Origin of the sequence: Methylosinus sp. RM1, assembly GCF_011378635.1 — a bacterium.
In the GTDB taxonomy this organism is placed as follows: Bacteria; Pseudomonadota; Alphaproteobacteria; order Rhizobiales; family Beijerinckiaceae; genus Methylosinus; species Methylosinus sporium.
Genome location: NZ_WOVC01000012.1, coordinates 84,697 through 102,119 on the forward strand (window position 1 = coordinate 84,697; position 17,423 = coordinate 102,119).

The window sequence follows — 17,423 nt, forward strand, 5'->3', positions numbered from 1 at the left end:
GATCAAGGCAGAGCCGCGCGCATCAGCTTGCCATTGCGATTGCGCGGCAGCCCGTCGAGAAAAACGATCTGTCGCGGCCGCTTATAGGCCGCGAGATGATCCGCGCAATGGGCGAGGATGTCCTCCTCGCCCAGCGACGCGCCATCGCGCAAGATCACATAGGCTTTGATGATCGTCTGATCGTCGCGGCCCGGACGCTCCGCGACAGCGGCGTCGGCGATGAGCGGATGCGCCAGCAGGCATTTCTCCACTTCCGCCGGCGAGACGCGATAGCCGAGCGCGTTCATCACCTCATCGGCGCGGCCGTGGTGCCACATATAGCCGTCGCCGTCGAATTCGACGAGATCGCCGGAGACGAACCAGTCGCCGCGAAAGGCTTCTCTTTCTTCGTCCGGCCGGTTCCAATAGCGCAACATCAAGCCCGGCTCGTCGCGACGCACGGCGAGCACGCCGGTCTCGCCGACGCCGAGCGGCTCGGTTCCGCCGTCGCGCGGCAGAGCCGCGACGATGCGTCCCGGCTGCGGGCGCCCCGGCGAGCCCGGCCGCGCCGGCACGCTCGGCGCGCTGGAAATGAAGGTCGAGATCTCGCTCATGCCGAAGGCCTCGTAGAGCTCGGTCTTGGCGCGCGCGCGCCATTCCTCGAGCAGGCTCGGCGACAGAGCGGCGCCGGCGGTCAGGCCATGCCGCAGGCTCGAGAGATCATGCGTCTCGAGCGCCGCATATTTGAGAATCTGGCGATAGACGCCGGGCACGGCGGCGAAAATGGTCGCGCGATGGCGCGCGATGAGGCGCGGCCAGACTTGCGGATCGGGACGGCCATTGTAGAGCACGGCGGAAGCGCCATTGGCGAGCGGATCGACGACGCCGACGCCGAGCGTGTAGGTCCAATTCATCGCGCCCGCGTGCAACATCACATCGGCGGATGTCAGCCCCTGCCAATACGCATACATGGGCCGCCGCGCCCAGGCGGCGCGATGCGCGTGCAGAACGCCCTTGGGCCGGCTCGTCGTGCCGGACGTATAGACGAGATAGGCGGGATCGTCGGCCGCCGTATCGGCATATTCGTCCAGCGGCGCGCCGGCGACGAGCCGCGCGAGATCCTCGCCGCGCAGAACCGAAACGCCGTCGCGCGAATGATTTTCGCTCTCGAAATCGCGGCCGAGCACGAGCGCCGAAGCGCCGCAATCCTCGAGCAGGAAGGACGCCTCCTCGAAAGTGAGCTGCGAGGAGGCGAGCAGCGCGACATAGCCCGCCGCAATTGCCCCGAAATAGGAGAGGACCGCGCCGGCCTCGTTTCCCATGCGGATCATCACCCGCGCGCCGGGCGAAAGGCCGAGATCGCGAAAGCCCGCGGCGAGCGCGCGCACGTCGCGATCGAGCGCGCCGTAAGTCCAGCTCGTCTCGCTCTGGTCGCCGACGATGACGATCGCCGTCTTGTTCGGGTGAACGCGCGCGTGATCGGCGATGCAATAGCGGGCGAGATTGAAACGTGCGGGAACGGGCTCGATCATATGCTCACAAGCTCTCGAGAGCGCGCGCTCCTTCTCCCGCCTCGCGGGGGAAGGAGCGCTCCCCGTCAGTCGAAGAGGCTCGACACGCTCTCTTCGCGCGCCGTGCGGGCGATGGCCTCGCCGATCAGCGGGCCGATCGGAATGAAGCGAATATTGCGCGCCTCCTGCACCGCGGGCGTCGCCGCGATCGTGTCGGTGAGCACCAGCTCTTTCAGCTTGGAGGCGGCGACGCGCTCGGCGGCCGCGCCCGAGAGCACGCCATGGGTGATATAGGCGGAGACCGAGGTCGCGCCCTGCGCCAGCAGCGCCTCGGCGGCGTTGCACAGAGTGCCGCCCGAATCGACGATATCGTCCACGAGAATGCAATTGCGCCCGGAGACGTCGCCGATGATGTTCATCACCTCCGATTCGCCGGCGCGCTCGCGGCGCTTGTCGACGATGGCGAGCGGCGCGTCGATGCGCTTGGCGAGCGCCCGGGCGCGCACCACGCCGCCGGTGTCCGGCGAGACCACCATCGCATTGGGCAGCTTGGCGTGCGACTTTATGTCCGCCACCATGACCGGCGCCGCGAAGAGATTGTCGGTCGGAATGTCGAAGAAGCCCTGAATCTGCCCGGCGTGGAGATCGACGGTCAGCACGCGGTCGGCGCCCGCGCGGGTGATGAGATTGGCCACGAGCTTGGCCGAGATCGGCGTGCGCGACGTGCCTTTGCGGTCCTGCCGCGCATAGCCGAAATAGGGAATGACCGCAGTGATGCGACGCGCCGACGCGCGGCGCAGCGCGTCGATCATGATGAGCAGCTCCATCAGATGGTCGTTCGACGGCGCCGAGGTCGACTGCACGACGAAAGTGTCCTGCCCGCGCACATTCTCCTGTATCTCGACGAACACCTCCATATCGGCGAAGCGCCGCACCTGCGCCCGACACAAAGGCACGCCGACATAGGCGGCGATCGTCTCGGCGAGCGCGCGGTTGGAGTTGCCTGCGAGAATTTTCATCGCCGCCATAGAACGCCTCGACCCTCAACACGTGACACGGCGGCCTCTTAGCAGCGATGCGGCCGTCGGACAATACGGCAGGAATATGACACCCGCTCTCGTCACGCCTCGCCGCGCCGGCAGACGATCTTCAGATATTCCAAACCCTCGCGCGGCGCGAGCGTCGTGCGGGCGATGGTCGCCTGTCCTTGGAAGCCGCACTGCGACTGGCTCGGCACTTTGGGGCCCTGAACGACGTCGATCGCCGTCTCGGGCCGGCACTCGCTCGGCGAGACCGAAAGCGAGCAGACCAGGATCACAACGGAATAGAGCATCGGCTTTCTCCCCCGCAGAGCGCGAACCTCGATCGCCGCTGTCTCGCCGGCGCCCCTTCGCGGCCTCTTCGATGACGAAGCTAGGGCATGTTCCGTGCCACTGCGATGGGTTAAAAGCAGGACCGCCGCCTTGTTCGGACCCTGAGACAAATTCTTCGGACCCCTGAGACAAAAATGTCACAACTGCCGCCGCCCGCTCCGCTCTCGGCTCCCTTCGTCGCTCCCACGCGAACGCGCCTCTCCGGCCGGCTGACGACGCTCGTCCCGCTGGCTCCGGAACATGCCGAGGATCTCTATGAGGCGACGCATGGACAAGAGCGCGAGGCGCTGTGGCGCTATCTCTTCATCGGCCCGTTTCCTGATCTCGCCGCCTTTCGCGCCGCCCTCGCCGAAATGGCGGAATCCGCCGCCATGGTCTATTTCGCCGCGCTCGCCAATGAAAACGGCCGCGCCCTCGGCTTCCAGGCCTATCTGAACATAGAGCCGGCCAATCGCGCCGTCGAAGTGGGCGGCGTGCTCTATTCTCCGGCTCTCCAGCGCAGCGCGGCGGCGACGGAGGCCCAATATCTTTTCGCGGCCCACGCCTTCGAGACGCTCGGCTGCCGCCGCTATGTCTGGAAATGCGACAACGCCAATGAGAAGTCCAAGGCGGCGGCGCTGCGGCTCGGATTTTCGCCGGAGGGGCTCTTCCGCCAGCATATGATCGTCAAGGGCCGCAATCGCGACACGGCCTGGTTCTCGATGCTGGACAGCGAATGGCCGGCGCGCAAGGCCGCCTTCGAGGCCTTTCTCGATCCCGGCAATTTCGACGCCTCGGGCCGCCAGAAAACGCCGCTCTCGGCCTTGAACGGGCAGGCCCGCGCGGCAAATAGGGGCTGACGGCGGCGCGTCAGAGACCGGCTCGGACGGATTGCCTCGCCGAACGGATGATGGTTTACAATAAATTGCGAGACGTTGGCGCGGATTTGACGCTTCCGCCGGCGGTTCTCGCGCAACGCTCTTCGGACGGTCCAAAGACGATGACGACGGCCGGCGCCAGAATTCTCAACAGCCTCGATCTGCCCAAGCCGCCGGGCGAGACGCGGGTCGTCGTGGCCATGTCCGGCGGCGTCGACTCCAGCGTCGTCGCCGCTCTGCTGCGCGAGGAAGGCTATGACGTCGTCGGCGTCACGCTGCAGCTCTACGACCATGGCGAGGCCACGCATCGCAAGGGCGCCTGCTGCGCCGGCCAGGATATTCAAGACGCCCGCCTGGTGGCGGCGCGGCTCGGCATTCCGCATTACGTGCTCGACTATGAGAGCCGCTTCCGCGAGACCGTCATCGACACTTTCGCGCAGAGCTACGCCAGCGGCGAGACGCCGGTTCCCTGCGTCGCCTGCAATCAATTCGTGAAATTCGTCGATCTCTTCGAGACCGCCAAGGATCTCGGCGCCGACGCTCTCGCCACCGGCCATTACATCGCCTCGCGCGAGGACGGCTTCGGCGGCCGGGCGCTCTATCGCGCCTTCGACGCCTCCCGCGACCAGAGCTATTTCCTCTTCGCCACGACGCGCGCGCAGCTCGACATGCTGCGCTTTCCGCTCGGCGAATACGCAAAATCCGAGGTGCGCGAGCTGGCCCGCCGCTTCGATCTCGACGTCGCCGAGAAGCCGGACAGCCAGGACATATGCTTCGTCCCCAGCGGCCATTACACCGACCTCGTCGAGCGCCTGTCGCCCGGCGCCGCCGTGCCCGGCGACATCGTCCATGTCGACGGGCGCGTGCTCGGCCATCATGCCGGGGTCATCCATTACACCATCGGCCAAAGGCGCGGCCTCGGCCTCGGCGCCGCCGTCTCCGGCCGCGCGGCCGAGCCGCTCTTCGTCGTGCGGCTCGACGCCGCCAAGGCGCAGGTCGTCGTCGGCCCACGCGAGGCGCTGGAGACCCGCCGCGTCGCCCTGCGCGACGTGAATTGGATCGGCGCGGGCGATCTTTCCGATCTGCCTGCCGAGGGCCTGCCGATTTCCGCGCGCGTGCGCTCCACCCGTCCGCCGACGCCGGCGCTGCTGCGGCCGCTGCCGGGCGGCGGGGCGGAGGTCGTGTTCGAAACCGGCGAGTTCGGCGTCTCGCCGGGCCAGGCTTGCGTCTTCTATGAGCGCGACGACACGCGCGGCCGTGTGCTCGGCGGCGGCTTCATCGCGCACGCCGAAGTGGAGCCCCCCGCGCCAGAGCCGGCGCTCGAGCTCGATCGGAGTGCGTGATGAGCGATGCGCGTGGCGTTTCCGGCTTCAATTTCTTCGAGCACGGCCTCGATCGCCAGGCGATAGAGGCCGCCTACGCCCGCTGGGCGCCCGTCTATGATCTCGTCTTCTCCCATATGCTCGGCCCCGGCCGGCGCGCCGTGGCGACGATCGCCTCGCGCGCCGATGGGCGCATATTGGACGTCGGGGTCGGCACCGGCCTCGAGCTGCCGATGTTCCGCGACAGAGCGCGGGTCGTCGGCGTCGATCTCTCCGAGCCTATGTTGCAACGCGCCTCCGCCCGCGTCGCCCGCGAGGGGCTGAAGAACATCGCCGGCCTCGCCCGCATGGACGCGAGCCGCCTCGCCTTCTGCGACGCCAGCTTCGCCTGCGTGGTGGCGCCCTATCTGTTGACCGTTGTGCCCGATCCCGAGGAGACGCTGGACGAGCTCGCCCGCGTGGTGCGGCCGGGCGGCGAGATCGTGCTGGTCAATCATGTCAGCTCGCCGGATTGGCCGATGTCGGCGCTGGAGGAATTCATCGGCGAGAGCTTTTCCGTCACTCTCGGCTGGCGACCGCAATTTCCGTGGTCGATCATCGGCGACTGGATCGACCAGCGCACCGACATGCGCCTCACCGAGCGCCGCGTGCTGCCGCCCTTCGGCCTGTTCACGCTGACGCGCATCGAACGCCTCGCCCGCTGGGGCGAGCATTCCCGCCGGCCCTATGACGAGCATCGTCGGCCGTTCGAGCACGCCTAATCGAACCGGGCAAAGGCGAGGAAAGCGCCCCGATTCCACTCACCTTCGCGCCAGCCTCTGGCGTTCCCGCCCGCGTGGGATTACATTGCTCTCGCGGCGCTGCGGGGTGCGTGACGGACTTTAATTCCCCGGGGCCTTATCGATCTCTAAGGGAGCTGTCCCTGGCCTTGCCCGTGGGCTCGGTCACTACGGCGCCCACCTACGTTGTAGGTTCCCGGGATCGATGTCCCACGGCTCACGCGGCCCGCGCTTTTACACATCGGACGATAAATCGCCCCAATGACCGTCGACGCCAAGACCGAACTGCGCCGGCGGACGCTCTCCCGCCGCGACCTCGTCTCCCATGAGGAGGCGCACGCCGCCTCGATCGCCGTCGCCGAGCGCGCTCTGGCGCTGGTGCGCCGATTCGCGCCGCGCGGCGCCGAGACCGGCGAGGTGGTCTCCGTCTATTGGCCGATCCGCAGCGAGCTGAACACGCGCCCGCTGCTGGAGATTCTGGCGGCGGAGAAAATCGCCACCGCCCTGCCGGTGATGACGGCGGTCAAGCGCCCGCTGATCTTCCGCGGCTTCACGCCCGGCGATGATTTGGTGAAAGGCCCCTTCGGCCTCTCCGAGCCGGCCGAGACCCGGCCCTCCTTCGATCCCGACATCGTCTTCTCGCCGCTCGCCGCCTTCGACCGCAAGGGCTATCGGCTGGGCTATGGCGGCGGCATTTATGACGCGACGCTCTCGCAGCTGCGCGCCAAGAAGCGCATCGTCGCCGTCGGCGTCGCCTACGCCTGCCAGGAGACCGACTCCGTGCCGACCGAGCCGCACGATCAGAAGCTGGATTTTCTGCTGACCGAACGAGAGCTGATCGCGTTTTCGTGACGCGCGTTCGCGTCGCCGCGTTCGGCCGAATCTCGCCGCGCGACTCCTTCTCCCACTCGTGGGAGAAGGTGGCCCCGCCATAGGGCGTCCGTGAGGACGCCCGTCGCGAGCGACGGGCTTTGGCGGGATCGGATGAGGGGCGCGGCGGTTGGCGACAGCTATGGGGCGTGGCGTTGGATTTCGAGACTATCGCCACGGCTCGGACCCTCATCCGACCCTCGCTGACGCGAGGGCCACCTTCTCCCGCAGGCGGGAGAAGGAAGCGCTGCCCACAGGCAACAGATAAAAAATGACGCAGACGAATTCCCGCTCGCTGCTCTCCCGCGCCCTCCTCATCATCGAGCCGATCGACCGTGCGCAAGCCGAGGCGGCGCTCTGGCGCGTGCTGGAGCGCGACACTGGCGCGCTCGGCGCCGTCATCGCCGCGCAGGGAAATGCGCGGCCGCTGCTCGAGGGCGCCCTCGGCTCTTCGCCTTTTCTCACCGAGCTTTCCGCGCGCGATCCTGCCCGGCTCGCGCGCCTGCTCACGGACGATCCCGACGCCAGCCTCGCCCGGCTCGTCGAGGCCACGCGCAACGCCGCCAAAGGCGTCACGGACGAAGCGGAGCTGATGCGCGCTCTGCGCCGCGCCAAGCAGGAGGGCGCGCTGCTGATCGCGCTCGCCGATCTTTCCAAAGCCTGGGATACGATGCAGGCGACCGATGCGCTCACGCGCCTCGCCGACGCCGCGCTCGCCGCTTCCATCGCCTTCACGCTGCGCGAGGCAGCCGCCGCCGGCAAGCTCGAGCTCTATGATCAGCGAATGCCGGAGCGCGGCTGCGGCTGGATCTTCCTCGCCATGGGCAAGGAAGGCGCCTATGAGCTCAACTACTCTTCCGACATAGACATCATCGTTCTCTTCGATCGCGCCCGCGCGCGCGTCGCGCAGCCGAGCGAGGATGTCGATCTCTTCGTCAAAATGACGAAGCGAATCGTGCGCATTCTCTCAGAGATCACGCCCGACGGCTATGTGTTCCGCGTCGATCTGCGCCTGCGTCCAGACCCCGGCGCGACGCCCATCGCCATACCGCTCGAGGCCGCCTTCTCTTACTACGAAAGCATGGGCCAGAATTGGGAGCGCGCCGCCTTCATCAAGGCGCGCGCCGCGGCCGGCGACATTCCCGCCGGCGAGGCGTTTCTGAAAGAGCTCTCGCCCTTCGTCTGGCGCAAAAATTTCGATTTCGCCGCCATCGCCGACGTGCATTCGATCAAGCGGCAGATTCACGCTTTCAAAGGCCATGGCGAGATCGCCGCGCTGGGGCATGATCTCAAGCTCGGCCGCGGCGGCATTCGCGAGATCGAATTTTTCGCGCAGACGCAGCAGCTCATCACCGGCGGGCGCAATCCCGCTCTGCGCGGCCGCGCGACATTGGAGACGCTGGACGCGCTCGTCGCCAATGGCTGGATCGAGCCGCGCGTGCGCGACGATCTCGCCGAGGCCTATCTCTTTCTACGCGATGTCGAGCACCGAATCCAAATGGTCGCCGACAAGCAGACTCATATTCTGCCACGCGACGAGAAGGAGGCGCTGCGCATCGCGCGCATGGCCGGCTTCGCCACGCTCGAGGATTTCACGCGAGCGCTGGTCGCGCATCTCGAGACGGTGCAGAGCCATTATTCGCATCTCTTCGAAAGCGCGCCGCAGCTCTCCTCGCAAACCGGCAATCTCGTCTTCACCGGCGGCGAGGACGATCCCGGCACGCTCGAAACCTTGTCGCGTCTCGGCTTCGCGCATCCCAAGACAGTGACGGAAACGATCCGCGGCTGGCATTTCGGCCGCTATGCGGCGACGCGCTCCACCAAGGCGCGCGAGCGCCTGACCGAGCTGACGCCGGCTCTGCTCGAAGCGCTCGCCGTGACGCAGAACGCCGATCAGGCCTTTCTCGCATTCGACAAATTGCTCGCCGGGCTTCCCGCCGGCGTGCAATTGTTTTCCGTGCTCGTCTCCAATCCGCGCTTGTTGAGCCTGCTGACGGCGATCACAGGCGCCGCGCCCAAGCTCGCGGCGACGATTGCGCGGCGCCCGCGCGTGCTCGACGCGGTGCTGGAGCCGGCCTTTTTCGAACATCTGCCCGATGAATCGGAGCTCGCCGCCGCGCTCGCTCGCAGCCTCGCCGAAACGCGCTCCTATGAAGAAGCGCTCGACGCGGCGCGCGTCTTCGGACAGGAGCAGAAATTCCTCATCGGCGTGCGCATATTGACCGGCGCGCTCTCTGTGGCGGAGGCCGGCCTCGCCTATGCGCGGCTCGCCGAATGCGTCATCGCCGCTCTGCTGCCGCGCGTCGAAGCGGAATTCGCGCGCGCGCATGGGCGCATGGAGGGGCGCGTATGCGTCGTCGCGCTCGGCAAGCTCGGCGGCCGCGAGATGACCGCCGCTTCCGATCTCGATCTCATGCTGCTCTATGACGCAGACCCACACGCCGAGTCGGATGGCGAGCGCCCGCTCGCCGCCGCGGCCTATTATGCGCGCCTCACGCAGCGGCTCATCGCCGCGCTCTCCGCGCCGATGGCGCAGGGCCTGCTCTACGAGGCCGATTTTCGCTTGCGGCCGTCGGGCGGCAAGGGACCGCTGGCGGTGAGCCTGACGGCCTTCGAGGATTATCACGCGCATGAAGCCTGGACATGGGAGCATATGGCGCTGACGCGCGCGCGCATCGTCGCCGGCGCGCGCGATTTCGCGGCGACGGTGGAAGCCGCGATCCGCGCCGCGCTGACACGCCCGCGCGACGAAGCGAAAACGCGCGATGACGTCGCCGACATGCGCCGCCGCCTCGCGCGCGACAAGCCGGCGAAGAGCCTTTGGGATTTGAAGCAGGCTCCGGGCGGGCTGATCGATGTGGAGTTCGTCGCGCAATATTTGCAGCTCCGCCATGCGAGCGCGCATCCGGCCTGTCTTTCGACGATGACGTCGACAGCGCTGGAGCGTCTCGCCGGCCTCGGGCTGATGGACGCGAATGAGGCGGCGACGCTGATCGAAGCCGCCCGCCTCTATCAGAGCCTCACGCAATTGCTGCGGCTTTCCATCGACGCTGATTTCGATCCGGCGCAGGCGCCGCGCGGCCTCGTCGAGCTGCTGCTGCGCGGCGGCGAGGCGGTGGATATCGCCCGTCTCGAAGCGCAGATCGCCGAGGCGCAGCGCGCGACGCGAGAGATTTTCACGCGCATCGTCGGCGCGTGAAAGCCCCGCGCCGGCGCCCGCGGCGAAACGAGAGTCACGTCCCTGGGCTCGAAGCGGCGGCTCGATCGTGGAGATTTCCCGACCGGAACCGGAAGAACCTCCCGACCAGAGCGCGAGCGGCGTTGCGCGACCCTCGACCCTTGCAATATAATCTCGACCAATTCCTTCGAGACGTCGCCGCCGGCCCTCGCCGCGCCCTAATTTCCGTGTTCCCCTTTGCCTGGACTTGCTCTAGTGGAACGCTGTTCGCGACAGGCCTCCCCCGCCTGTCGCTCTTTTGTTGGAGACTATCATGCCTCACCTCAAGACCACGCGTCTCGGCAGCCGGGGCGTCCTCGCCGCGATCGGCGTCTTCGCTCTGCTGACGATGGGCGCGGCCCCGGCGCAGGCCAAGGTCCTCGCCAAGGTCAATGGCGTCGACATCACCGACGACGACGTGAAAATCGCGCTCGACGATCTCGGCGCCGGCCTGCCGCGGCAGCTGGAGGGCAAGGCGCGGGAGAATTACATTCTCGATTTCCTGATCGACGAGCAGCTCGTCGTGCAGAAGGCGCAGCGCGACAAGCTCGGCGAGACGCCCGATTTCGCCAAGAAGCTCGCCTATTTACGCGACAAGGCGCTGATGGAGGCGCTGCTCGGCAAGGTCGCCAAGGACGCGACCACCGAGGCCGCCGTCAAGAAGACCTATGACGAGGCCGCCAAGAATCAGAAGCCCGAGACCGAGATCCACGCTCACCACATTCTGGTGACCACCGAGGACGAGGCCAAGGCGGCGCAAAAGCGCGTCAAGGCCGGCGAGGATTTCGGCAAGGTCGCCAAGGAGCTCTCCAAGGACACGGGCGCGCAGGGCGGCGATCTCGGCTGGTTCACCAAGGACCGCATGGTGCCGGAATTCGGCGACGCGGCCTTCAAGATGGAGCCAGGCCAGATCTCCGATCCGGTGAAGACGCAATTCGGCTGGCATATCATCAAGCTGGACGAAAAGCGCCCGAAGGTGTTCCCGCCGCTGGATCAGGTGCGCGACCAGGTCTCCCGCTATGTGGCGCAGAAGGCGCAGTCGGACCTCATCGTCGAGCTGCGCCAGGGCGCGAAGATCGAGCGCACCGAAGCGCCGGCGCCCGACGCCAAGCCGAGCGAGACGAAGCCGGGCGAGGCGAAGCCCGCCGAGACCAAGCCGGCCGAGAAGCCGGCCGAGAAGAAGAAATAGTCATGAGGCGGTAGTGAGTGGGGCGTAGGAGCAGGGAGTGGGGAAGCGCGGCCCGCCGCATCCCGTCCCGCTCGCTACGCCCTGCTCACGGCTCACCCCTCCCCTGTCGCTCTCGCTTTTTTCAGGACCCATACCGCGCATGGCCAAGGCCGCACCCGTTTCGCCGCTCGCTCCCAAGACCTACCCGGACATTCCGCCGATCGAAGGCGTCCGTTTCGCCGTGGCGCAGGCCGGCATACGCTACGCCGGGCGCACCGACGCGATGCTCGCCCTTTTCGACGAAGGGACGCAGGTCGCCGGCGTCTTCACGCGCTCCAAATGCCCCTCCGCTCCCGTCGACTGGTGCCGCGCCCGGCTCGAGGGCGGCAAGGCGCGGGCGCTGCTCGTCAATTCCGGCAACGCCAACGCCTTCACCGGCAAGGCCGGCAAGGAGGCGGCGAAGCTTTCCGCCAAGCTCGTCGCCGCGGCGGCGGGCGTGCCCGAGAAGCAGGTGTTCCTCGCCTCCACCGGCGTCATCGGCGAGCCGCTGGACGCGACGAAATTCGAGCCCGTGCTCGGCAAGCTCGTCGCCGATACGCGCGGCGACGCCTGGCGCGAGGCCGCCTCGGCGATCATGACCACGGACACCTATCCCAAGCTCGCGACCCGCGTCGCCAAGCTCGGCGACGTCGAGGTGCGCATCGCCGGAATCGCCAAGGGCGCGGGCATGATCGCGCCCGACATGGCGACCATGCTCTCCTTCGTCTTCACCGACGCGCCGATCGACGCCGAGGTTCTGCAGAGCCTCTTGTCGAAATCGGTGCAGAATTCGTTCAACGCCATCACCGTCGACAGCGACACTTCGACATCGGACACGCTATTGCTCTTCGCCACGGGCGCGGCGGCCGAGCGCGGCGCGCCTCACATCGAGAAGGCGAGCGATCGCCGCCTCGAGGATTTCCGCCGCGCGCTGGACGAAGTTCTGCTCGACCTCGCGCATCAGGTGGTGAAGGATGGCGAAGGCGCGCGCAAATTCGTCGAGGTGACGGTGATGGGCGCCGAGAGCCCCAAGGCCGCCAAGCGCATCGCCCTCTCCATCGCCAATTCGCCGCTGGTGAAAACGGCGGTGGCCGGCGAGGACGCCAATTGGGGCCGGGTGGTGATGGCGGTCGGCAAATCCGGCGAGGCGGCGGATCGCGACAAGCTGGCCATATGGTTCGGCGACATTCGCGTCGCCCACAAGGGCCTGCGCGATCCCGATTACGACGAGGCGGAAGTCTCGCAGATCATGAAGCGCGACGAGATCGCCATCCATGTCGATCTCGGCATCGGCTCCGGCGCCGCGCGCGTGTGGACCTGCGATCTGACGAAGGAATATGTCGCCATCAACGGCGACTATCGCAGCTGATCCTCTCCTTCGTGAGCGCTTCCTTCTCCCGCCCGCGGGAGAAGGAAGCGCGCGCATGACATACGCTCGTGATGTCTTCGTCATCGCAGCGTGTCGCGAATCGGCTTCTACTCGCCTCGGCTCGGGCGGCGAGGAAGCGGACTTATGGTTTTCCCCCATGCTGTAGAAGCGGTCCTCTTCGACATGGACGGCACGCTCCTCGATACGGAGCGGCTCTATGTCGACGCCTGGATCGCGGCCGGACGCGCCGTCGGCCACGAGATCACCGAGGCGTTCTGCCATCGCATGATCGGCAAGCCGATGCAGGATTGCGAGACGATGATGATCGAGCGCTTCGGCGCCGACTTCCCGCTCGACGCCTGCATCGAGGCCTGCGGCGCCTTCGTCGCCCGCGCCTCGCGCTCCGGCGTGCCGCTGAAGGAGGGCGCGCGCGAACTGGTCGACTACCTCACGGCGATGAATATTCCGCTCGCCATCGCCACCTCCTCGCGACGGCCGACCGCGGAGCATCATCTGAGCCGCTGCGGCTTGCTCTCGCATTTCTCCATTCTGGTGACGCGCGACGATGTCGCCCGCGGCAAGCCGCATCCCGAATCCTATCTGCGCGCCGCGCGCGCGCTCGGCAAGGAGCCGCGGCGCTGCCTCGCGCTCGAGGATTCGCCGACCGGCCTGCGCTCGGCCGCCGCCGCCGGCGCGATGACGATTCTCACGCCGGACATTTTGCAGCCCTCCGCCGAGGAGCGCGCGCTCTGCCTCACCGTCGTCGCCAGCCTGCGCGACGTGCTCGAGCTGCTGCGCGCGCAAGCCGACCGGCAGCCCTTAGGCGCCATTGCGCGCTGACGAAAGTCGACTCGATTTCTAGACTCCGCAGCGATTCGCCCCCTGCCCGATGGAGACGAAGATGACGCCGCGCCGCCCGCTTTTTGCGGTCTCTCTTGTTGCGCTTTTTCTGCCCCTCGCCGCCTGCGCCGGCGCTTATGAGGAGGCGCGCGAATATGCCGCCCTCTCCGGCGTCGTCGTGGAAAAGAGCGCCGACAGCGGAGCCGAAAAGCCCGACAAGAAGAAGGGCGGAAAAAAAAAGGCGGGAAAAAAGAACGAGGGAAAAAAGAAAGGCGCCGAGAAGAAAGAGGCCGCCGCCAAGGACGACAAGAACGCGCCGCCGGCCGTCGGCGCCTGCGTCACCTATCAATTCATGGGCGGCGCCGATTGCGAGGAAGCGATCACCAAGCGCGATTGCTACGACAAGCGCACCAATGTCGTCGACTGGCGCAAGGAGACGAGCTGCGCCGCCGCCTTCCTGTCGCCGCCCGAGCGGAAACCTTAAAACAGCTATAGCCTTGCCTCGGCCCGGCGGAGCGGCGACATTGGCCGCGCAATTTCGCCCTATCGAGGCCTCTCCCCATGCGTTCCGCCGCCCTCTGCGTCGCGCTCGCGCCGCTCGCTCTTTCCGCCTGCAACAGCGCCGCGCCCGAGATGCGCTTCGATCCCGCCGAGGCCGCCTTCATCAGGCAGGAGGGCAAGGCGACGATAGAGGGCCAGGCCTTTCTGCGCGATCAGCAGGGCAAGATGAATGTGCGCTACGCCGCCGGCGAGGTGGTGCGGCTCATTCCCGCGACCGCCTATGCGCAGGCGCGATTCTCGCATTTCTACGGCAAGCGCAAGTTCATCGCCGCCCTCTTCATGCCGACGCCGACGCAGGAGGCCGAATACGCCGCCTATACGCGCACGACCAAGGCGGGCGCGACCGGCCGCTTCACCTTCGACAAGGTCGCGCCGGGCCGCTATTTCGTGGCGACGCAGCTCACCTGGGTTCCCAAGGGCGGCTTGCTCAGCGAGGGCGGCGCGATGTACGACGAAGTCGTCGTCACCGGCAAGGAGACCGATCCGATCGAGGTCGTGCTCTCCGGCAATTGAGGGAAACGCGCCTTGTCTCTGCTTCTCGTGGTCGCCGCCGCGCTCGTCGATCCGCAAGGCCGCGTGCTGATCGCCCAGCGTCCGCAAGGCAAGCAGCTCGCCGGCCTGTGGGAGTTCCCCGGCGGCAAGCTCGACCCCGGCGAGCGGCCGGAGCAAGCGCTCGTGCGCGAGCTGGCCGAAGAGCTGGGCATAGAGGTGGCGACCGCCGATCTCGCGCCGCTGACCTTCGCCAGCCATGCCTATGAGGCGTTTCATCTTTTGATGCCGCTCTATCTCTGCCGGCGCTGGCGCGGCGAGCCGCACGCCCGCGAAGGCCAGGCGCTGGCCTGGATGCGGCCGAGCGAACTCGATGCGGCGCAAATGCCGCCGGCCGACGCGCCGCTCATCGCTCCGCTCGTCGCGCTGCTTGGCTGAACGCGAATTCCGAGCGGGCCTCGTCCCAGCGCCAGCAAGGCGCGTCGCCGGAGATGGAGACGCCGCCGAGCCAGCGCGGCGGCGGACGAAGCGACATCCAATCCGTCTCCCCCGCCAGAATGGCGCGCCCGAGCGGGGTGATCGTGAGCCGCTCCTTCGGCCAGCTGCGATCGTCGCTATCGAAAGCGCCCGTGAAGACCGGCTCCGCGACGCGCTTCATGTCCTCGACGATGGAATGAATCATCAAATCGGTGAGCCAGGGGAGCGGCTCGCGCTCCATCAACAGCCGCGAATAGGCATCGACCGCTTTATGCGGACGCTCCGCGAGAAGCTCGAGGATGAGACGCTCCGTCAGGCTCAGGCCGTCTTCGGTCCCAGGAAATTCCTGACAATGGCGCCGGACCGCGCGCGCGAGCTGCGGCAGCGCCGGGGCGCCCGCGCGGGCGACTCCGGCGAGCGGGCGCGGGTCGGGAGCGCGCAGCATGGACCAGACCTCGCGGCCGGCGAGCAGCGCCGCCTCGGCGACGGGCGCGCGCTCCTCCCAGAGCAGGCGCAGCGCCTCTGGCGGCAACTGCCCCAGTCCGAGAAAGCGCGTGGCGCCGGGGTAACGCTCGAGCGAGATCAGCTCGAGCCGCGGCGGAGGCGTCTCTGCGAATTGCGCGAGACAGCGGGCGAGAATGAGCTGATCATAGGGATCATGCTCCAGCCAGAGCACGACTCGCTCATAGCGAGACGCGGCCGCCTGCAAGCGCGCCTCCGCGACGGCGAGCTCTTCCGCGATTTGCGCTTCGCTCCGGTCGACGCCGGCGCCGTAGCTCTCCGCGAGAAAAGCGGCGCGCTCTGCGAGCCAGTCCGCCCGGTCGAGCACTGGACCCTGACAAAGCGGATCGGAATATTCGAGAAAATCGCCGATGAACCCGGCGTCGCGCAAGCTCGCCTCTATGTCGTGACCGCAACGCAGATGCAGCGTCGTCATGCCGCGATCCGGCGCGGCCTCGCCACGCACTATGCCGCGCCAGCTGCGTTCCATCGCCGCTATGTGCGCTTTGAGCTTCGGCCAGCTCGGCAATCCGAGCTCGCGCGCGACGACGAGCTGCGCCTCGCTCAGCCGCTCCGGCGCGTCCGCGGACCTCGGATGATGACGGCGAAATCGGGAGAGCGCTTCGTCGTCCCCGGCGCGCAGGCTCTTCAGCAGCTCTTTGGCGCGCTTGCCCTGTTGCTCGAGATTCAAACGAAAAGGCGAAGCGAGACGGACGGCGGCCGCGCTCGCGGCCCGTGGATCACGGGACATGGAACCCCCTCCTCGTGTCTGCGTCCGCTGATCAGACAGGAAAGGGCGTATTTTCGTGCGCCACTCTCGAAAGCGAGCGCGGGCGCAGCCCTTTCCGCGGACACGGGGGCTCCGATCGAGCCGTGCCGGCAGTCAAACAAATCGCCACGAGCAGGTCAAGGAACGGACGCACGGAAAACGCCTATCCTCGACCCGCTTGGCGCGGCGTGCTACATAAAGCGCATGTGAGATCCATCCCCATTCGAAAGCACATGAAACGCTCGCTCGCGGGCGCATTTTGCCACGGGGATTCACATGTCTGCCGAAAATGATAAGACCCGTCCGCACTCCGCCGAATATTTCGGCGCGGAGCGCGATTATTTGTGGAACGCCGACTTTCTCGATCTACTCGCGCGTCGCCTCGATCTGCGCGCTGTCGAGCGCGCCGCCGACATAGGATGCGGCGTCGGTCACTGGAGCGCCCTGCTCTATCCGCGTCTCGCGGCCGAGGCCCAAATCGTCGGCGTCGATCGTGAGCCGCGCCACCTCGTCGGCTATGTCGATCGTATGCGCGCCATCGCCGATACGCGAATGGAGGCGATCGCCTGCGATGCGAATCGCCTGCCCTTCGCCGACAGATCATTCGATCTGGCGACGTGCCAGACGCTGCTTCTGCATCTGCGAGATCCCGCAGCGGCTCTCGCGGAAATGATCCGAATCGTCGAGCCCGGCGGACTGGTGCTCTGCGCGGAGCCGAATAATCTCGTCGCGCGCCTTCCCTTCAGCGGGCAGATGGGCGAAGAGGCCGTCGAGCGGCTGCTGCGGCTATCGGAGCTGGCTTGGCGGCAAGCGCTCGGCCGCGCCCGCCTCGGCAAAGGCGAGGAGTTCGTCGGAGAGCGGCTCCCCGGCCTGTTCGCCGGGCTCGGCTTGCAGGATGTGCGCGTCTGGCTCTCGGACAAGACCCATCCGAGCATCCCACCCCATTCCAGCCCGGGCGAGATCGCCAATGCGCAGGCCTGGGAGCGCTGGCGCGCCGAAGGCGTCGGTCCCTATGATCGGAACGAAATGCGCACCAATGTCCTCGCCAGCGGCGGCTCAGAAGAGTTCTTCGACTCCGCATGGCGCGACTTCGTGGATGGGGCGGCGGCAGGCGACGAGCGAGGCTGGAGCGCCGCGGGCGGCGTTTTGCTCTATGTGGTCGCGGGCAGACGTCCGAGGGCGTGACGGCGAAAAGATCGCGCGCGTTGAAAAAGCGCACGCGATCTCGCGAAAACTGCGGCGCGGCCCGGCGGCCCGTCTTTTCCTTGCCTCCATCCCGCAGCAGGTGTATAAGCCGTTCCG

General features: G+C 67.2%; 16 protein-coding genes and 1 other RNA gene. 13 read left to right on the forward strand and 4 right to left on the reverse strand.

Annotated elements, in window-relative coordinates:
- Window positions 1–2: 2 nt before the first annotated feature.
- The 3 genes from FMZ75_RS10780 to FMZ75_RS10790 form a co-directional block, all read right to left on the reverse strand.
- A complete protein-coding gene (locus tag FMZ75_RS10780) occupies window positions 3–1,511 on the reverse strand; it encodes an acyl-CoA synthetase (protein ID WP_166142738.1) in 1,509 nt (502 codons plus the stop codon).
- 65 nt (window positions 1,512–1,576) lie between these two features.
- On the reverse strand, window positions 1,577–2,518 hold the full coding sequence (locus FMZ75_RS10785; RefSeq protein WP_108917582.1) for a ribose-phosphate pyrophosphokinase: 942 nt from the start codon (window positions 2,516–2,518) through the stop codon (window positions 1,577–1,579).
- A gap of 92 nt (window positions 2,519–2,610) precedes the next feature.
- Entirely contained in the window at window positions 2,611–2,823 is a 213-nt protein-coding gene (locus tag FMZ75_RS10790) for a hypothetical protein (RefSeq protein WP_142864024.1), read from the reverse strand.
- Window positions 2,824–2,997: 174 nt separating this feature from the next.
- On the opposite strand from FMZ75_RS10790, the gene FMZ75_RS10795 reads away from it, so the two are divergent.
- The 12 genes from FMZ75_RS10795 (at window position 2,998) to mutT (ending at window position 14,812) form a co-directional block, all read left to right on the forward strand.
- The gene (locus FMZ75_RS10795; RefSeq protein ID WP_166142740.1) at window positions 2,998–3,702 is read left to right on the forward strand and encodes a GNAT family N-acetyltransferase; all 705 of its coding nucleotides are present in this window, start codon (window positions 2,998–3,000) and stop codon (window positions 3,700–3,702) included.
- 140 nt (window positions 3,703–3,842) lie between these two features.
- Window positions 3,843–5,063 carry a tRNA 2-thiouridine(34) synthase MnmA gene (mnmA, locus tag FMZ75_RS10800; RefSeq protein ID WP_166142742.1) on the forward strand — a complete coding sequence of 407 codons (1,221 nt, stop codon included), beginning with the start codon at window positions 3,843–3,845 and terminating at the stop codon, window positions 5,061–5,063.
- Window positions 5,063–5,803, forward strand: coding sequence for a class I SAM-dependent methyltransferase (locus FMZ75_RS10805; RefSeq protein WP_166142744.1), 741 nt, complete (start codon window positions 5,063–5,065; stop codon window positions 5,801–5,803). Before mnmA ends, FMZ75_RS10805 begins: the two co-directional genes overlap by 1 nt.
- A gap of 93 nt (window positions 5,804–5,896) precedes the next feature.
- Window positions 5,897–6,052, forward strand: a non-coding RNA gene (gene ssrS / locus FMZ75_RS10810) — 6S RNA.
- 30 nt (window positions 6,053–6,082) lie between these two features.
- Complete coding sequence (locus FMZ75_RS10815; protein WP_142864020.1) at window positions 6,083–6,673, forward strand: 5-formyltetrahydrofolate cyclo-ligase; 591 nt, start codon at window positions 6,083–6,085, stop codon at window positions 6,671–6,673.
- Window positions 6,674–6,962: 289 nt separating this feature from the next.
- Window positions 6,963–9,890, forward strand: coding sequence for a bifunctional [glutamine synthetase] adenylyltransferase/[glutamine synthetase]-adenylyl-L-tyrosine phosphorylase (locus FMZ75_RS10820; protein WP_166142746.1), 2,928 nt, complete (start codon window positions 6,963–6,965; stop codon window positions 9,888–9,890).
- 292 nt (window positions 9,891–10,182) lie between these two features.
- Window positions 10,183–11,097 (forward strand): peptidylprolyl isomerase, encoded by a 915-nt coding sequence (locus FMZ75_RS10825; RefSeq protein WP_166142748.1) that lies wholly within the window; start codon window positions 10,183–10,185, stop codon window positions 11,095–11,097.
- Window positions 11,098–11,236: 139 nt separating this feature from the next.
- The gene (argJ, locus tag FMZ75_RS10830; protein ID WP_166142750.1) at window positions 11,237–12,484 is read left to right on the forward strand and encodes a bifunctional glutamate N-acetyltransferase/amino-acid acetyltransferase ArgJ; all 1,248 of its coding nucleotides are present in this window, start codon (window positions 11,237–11,239) and stop codon (window positions 12,482–12,484) included.
- A gap of 144 nt (window positions 12,485–12,628) precedes the next feature.
- Complete coding sequence (locus FMZ75_RS10835; RefSeq protein ID WP_108917574.1) at window positions 12,629–13,324, forward strand: HAD family phosphatase; 696 nt, start codon at window positions 12,629–12,631, stop codon at window positions 13,322–13,324.
- A gap of 61 nt (window positions 13,325–13,385) precedes the next feature.
- On the forward strand, window positions 13,386–13,808 hold the full coding sequence (locus tag FMZ75_RS10840; RefSeq protein WP_146188381.1) for a hypothetical protein: 423 nt from the start codon (window positions 13,386–13,388) through the stop codon (window positions 13,806–13,808).
- 77 nt (window positions 13,809–13,885) lie between these two features.
- Window positions 13,886–14,398 (forward strand): carboxypeptidase regulatory-like domain-containing protein, encoded by a 513-nt coding sequence (locus tag FMZ75_RS10845; protein WP_142864015.1) that lies wholly within the window; start codon window positions 13,886–13,888, stop codon window positions 14,396–14,398.
- A 12-nt stretch (window positions 14,399–14,410) separates the two neighbouring features.
- Window positions 14,411–14,812, forward strand: a complete 402-nt coding sequence (gene mutT / locus FMZ75_RS10850; RefSeq protein WP_108917571.1) for an 8-oxo-dGTP diphosphatase MutT — start codon at window positions 14,411–14,413, stop codon at window positions 14,810–14,812.
- Here mutT and FMZ75_RS10855 read toward each other — a convergent pair.
- On the reverse strand, window positions 14,781–16,103 hold the full coding sequence (locus tag FMZ75_RS10855) for a DUF1835 domain-containing protein (RefSeq protein WP_108917570.1): 1,323 nt from the start codon (window positions 16,101–16,103) through the stop codon (window positions 14,781–14,783). The two genes, mutT and FMZ75_RS10855, sit on opposite strands and share 32 nt — an antisense overlap.
- A 294-nt stretch (window positions 16,104–16,397) precedes the next feature.
- Here FMZ75_RS10855 and FMZ75_RS10860 point away from each other — a divergent pair, with 294 nt between their 5' ends.
- Window positions 16,398–17,306, forward strand: coding sequence for a class I SAM-dependent methyltransferase (locus tag FMZ75_RS10860; RefSeq protein WP_108917569.1), 909 nt, complete (start codon window positions 16,398–16,400; stop codon window positions 17,304–17,306).
- Window positions 17,307–17,423: the final 117 nt, after the last annotated feature.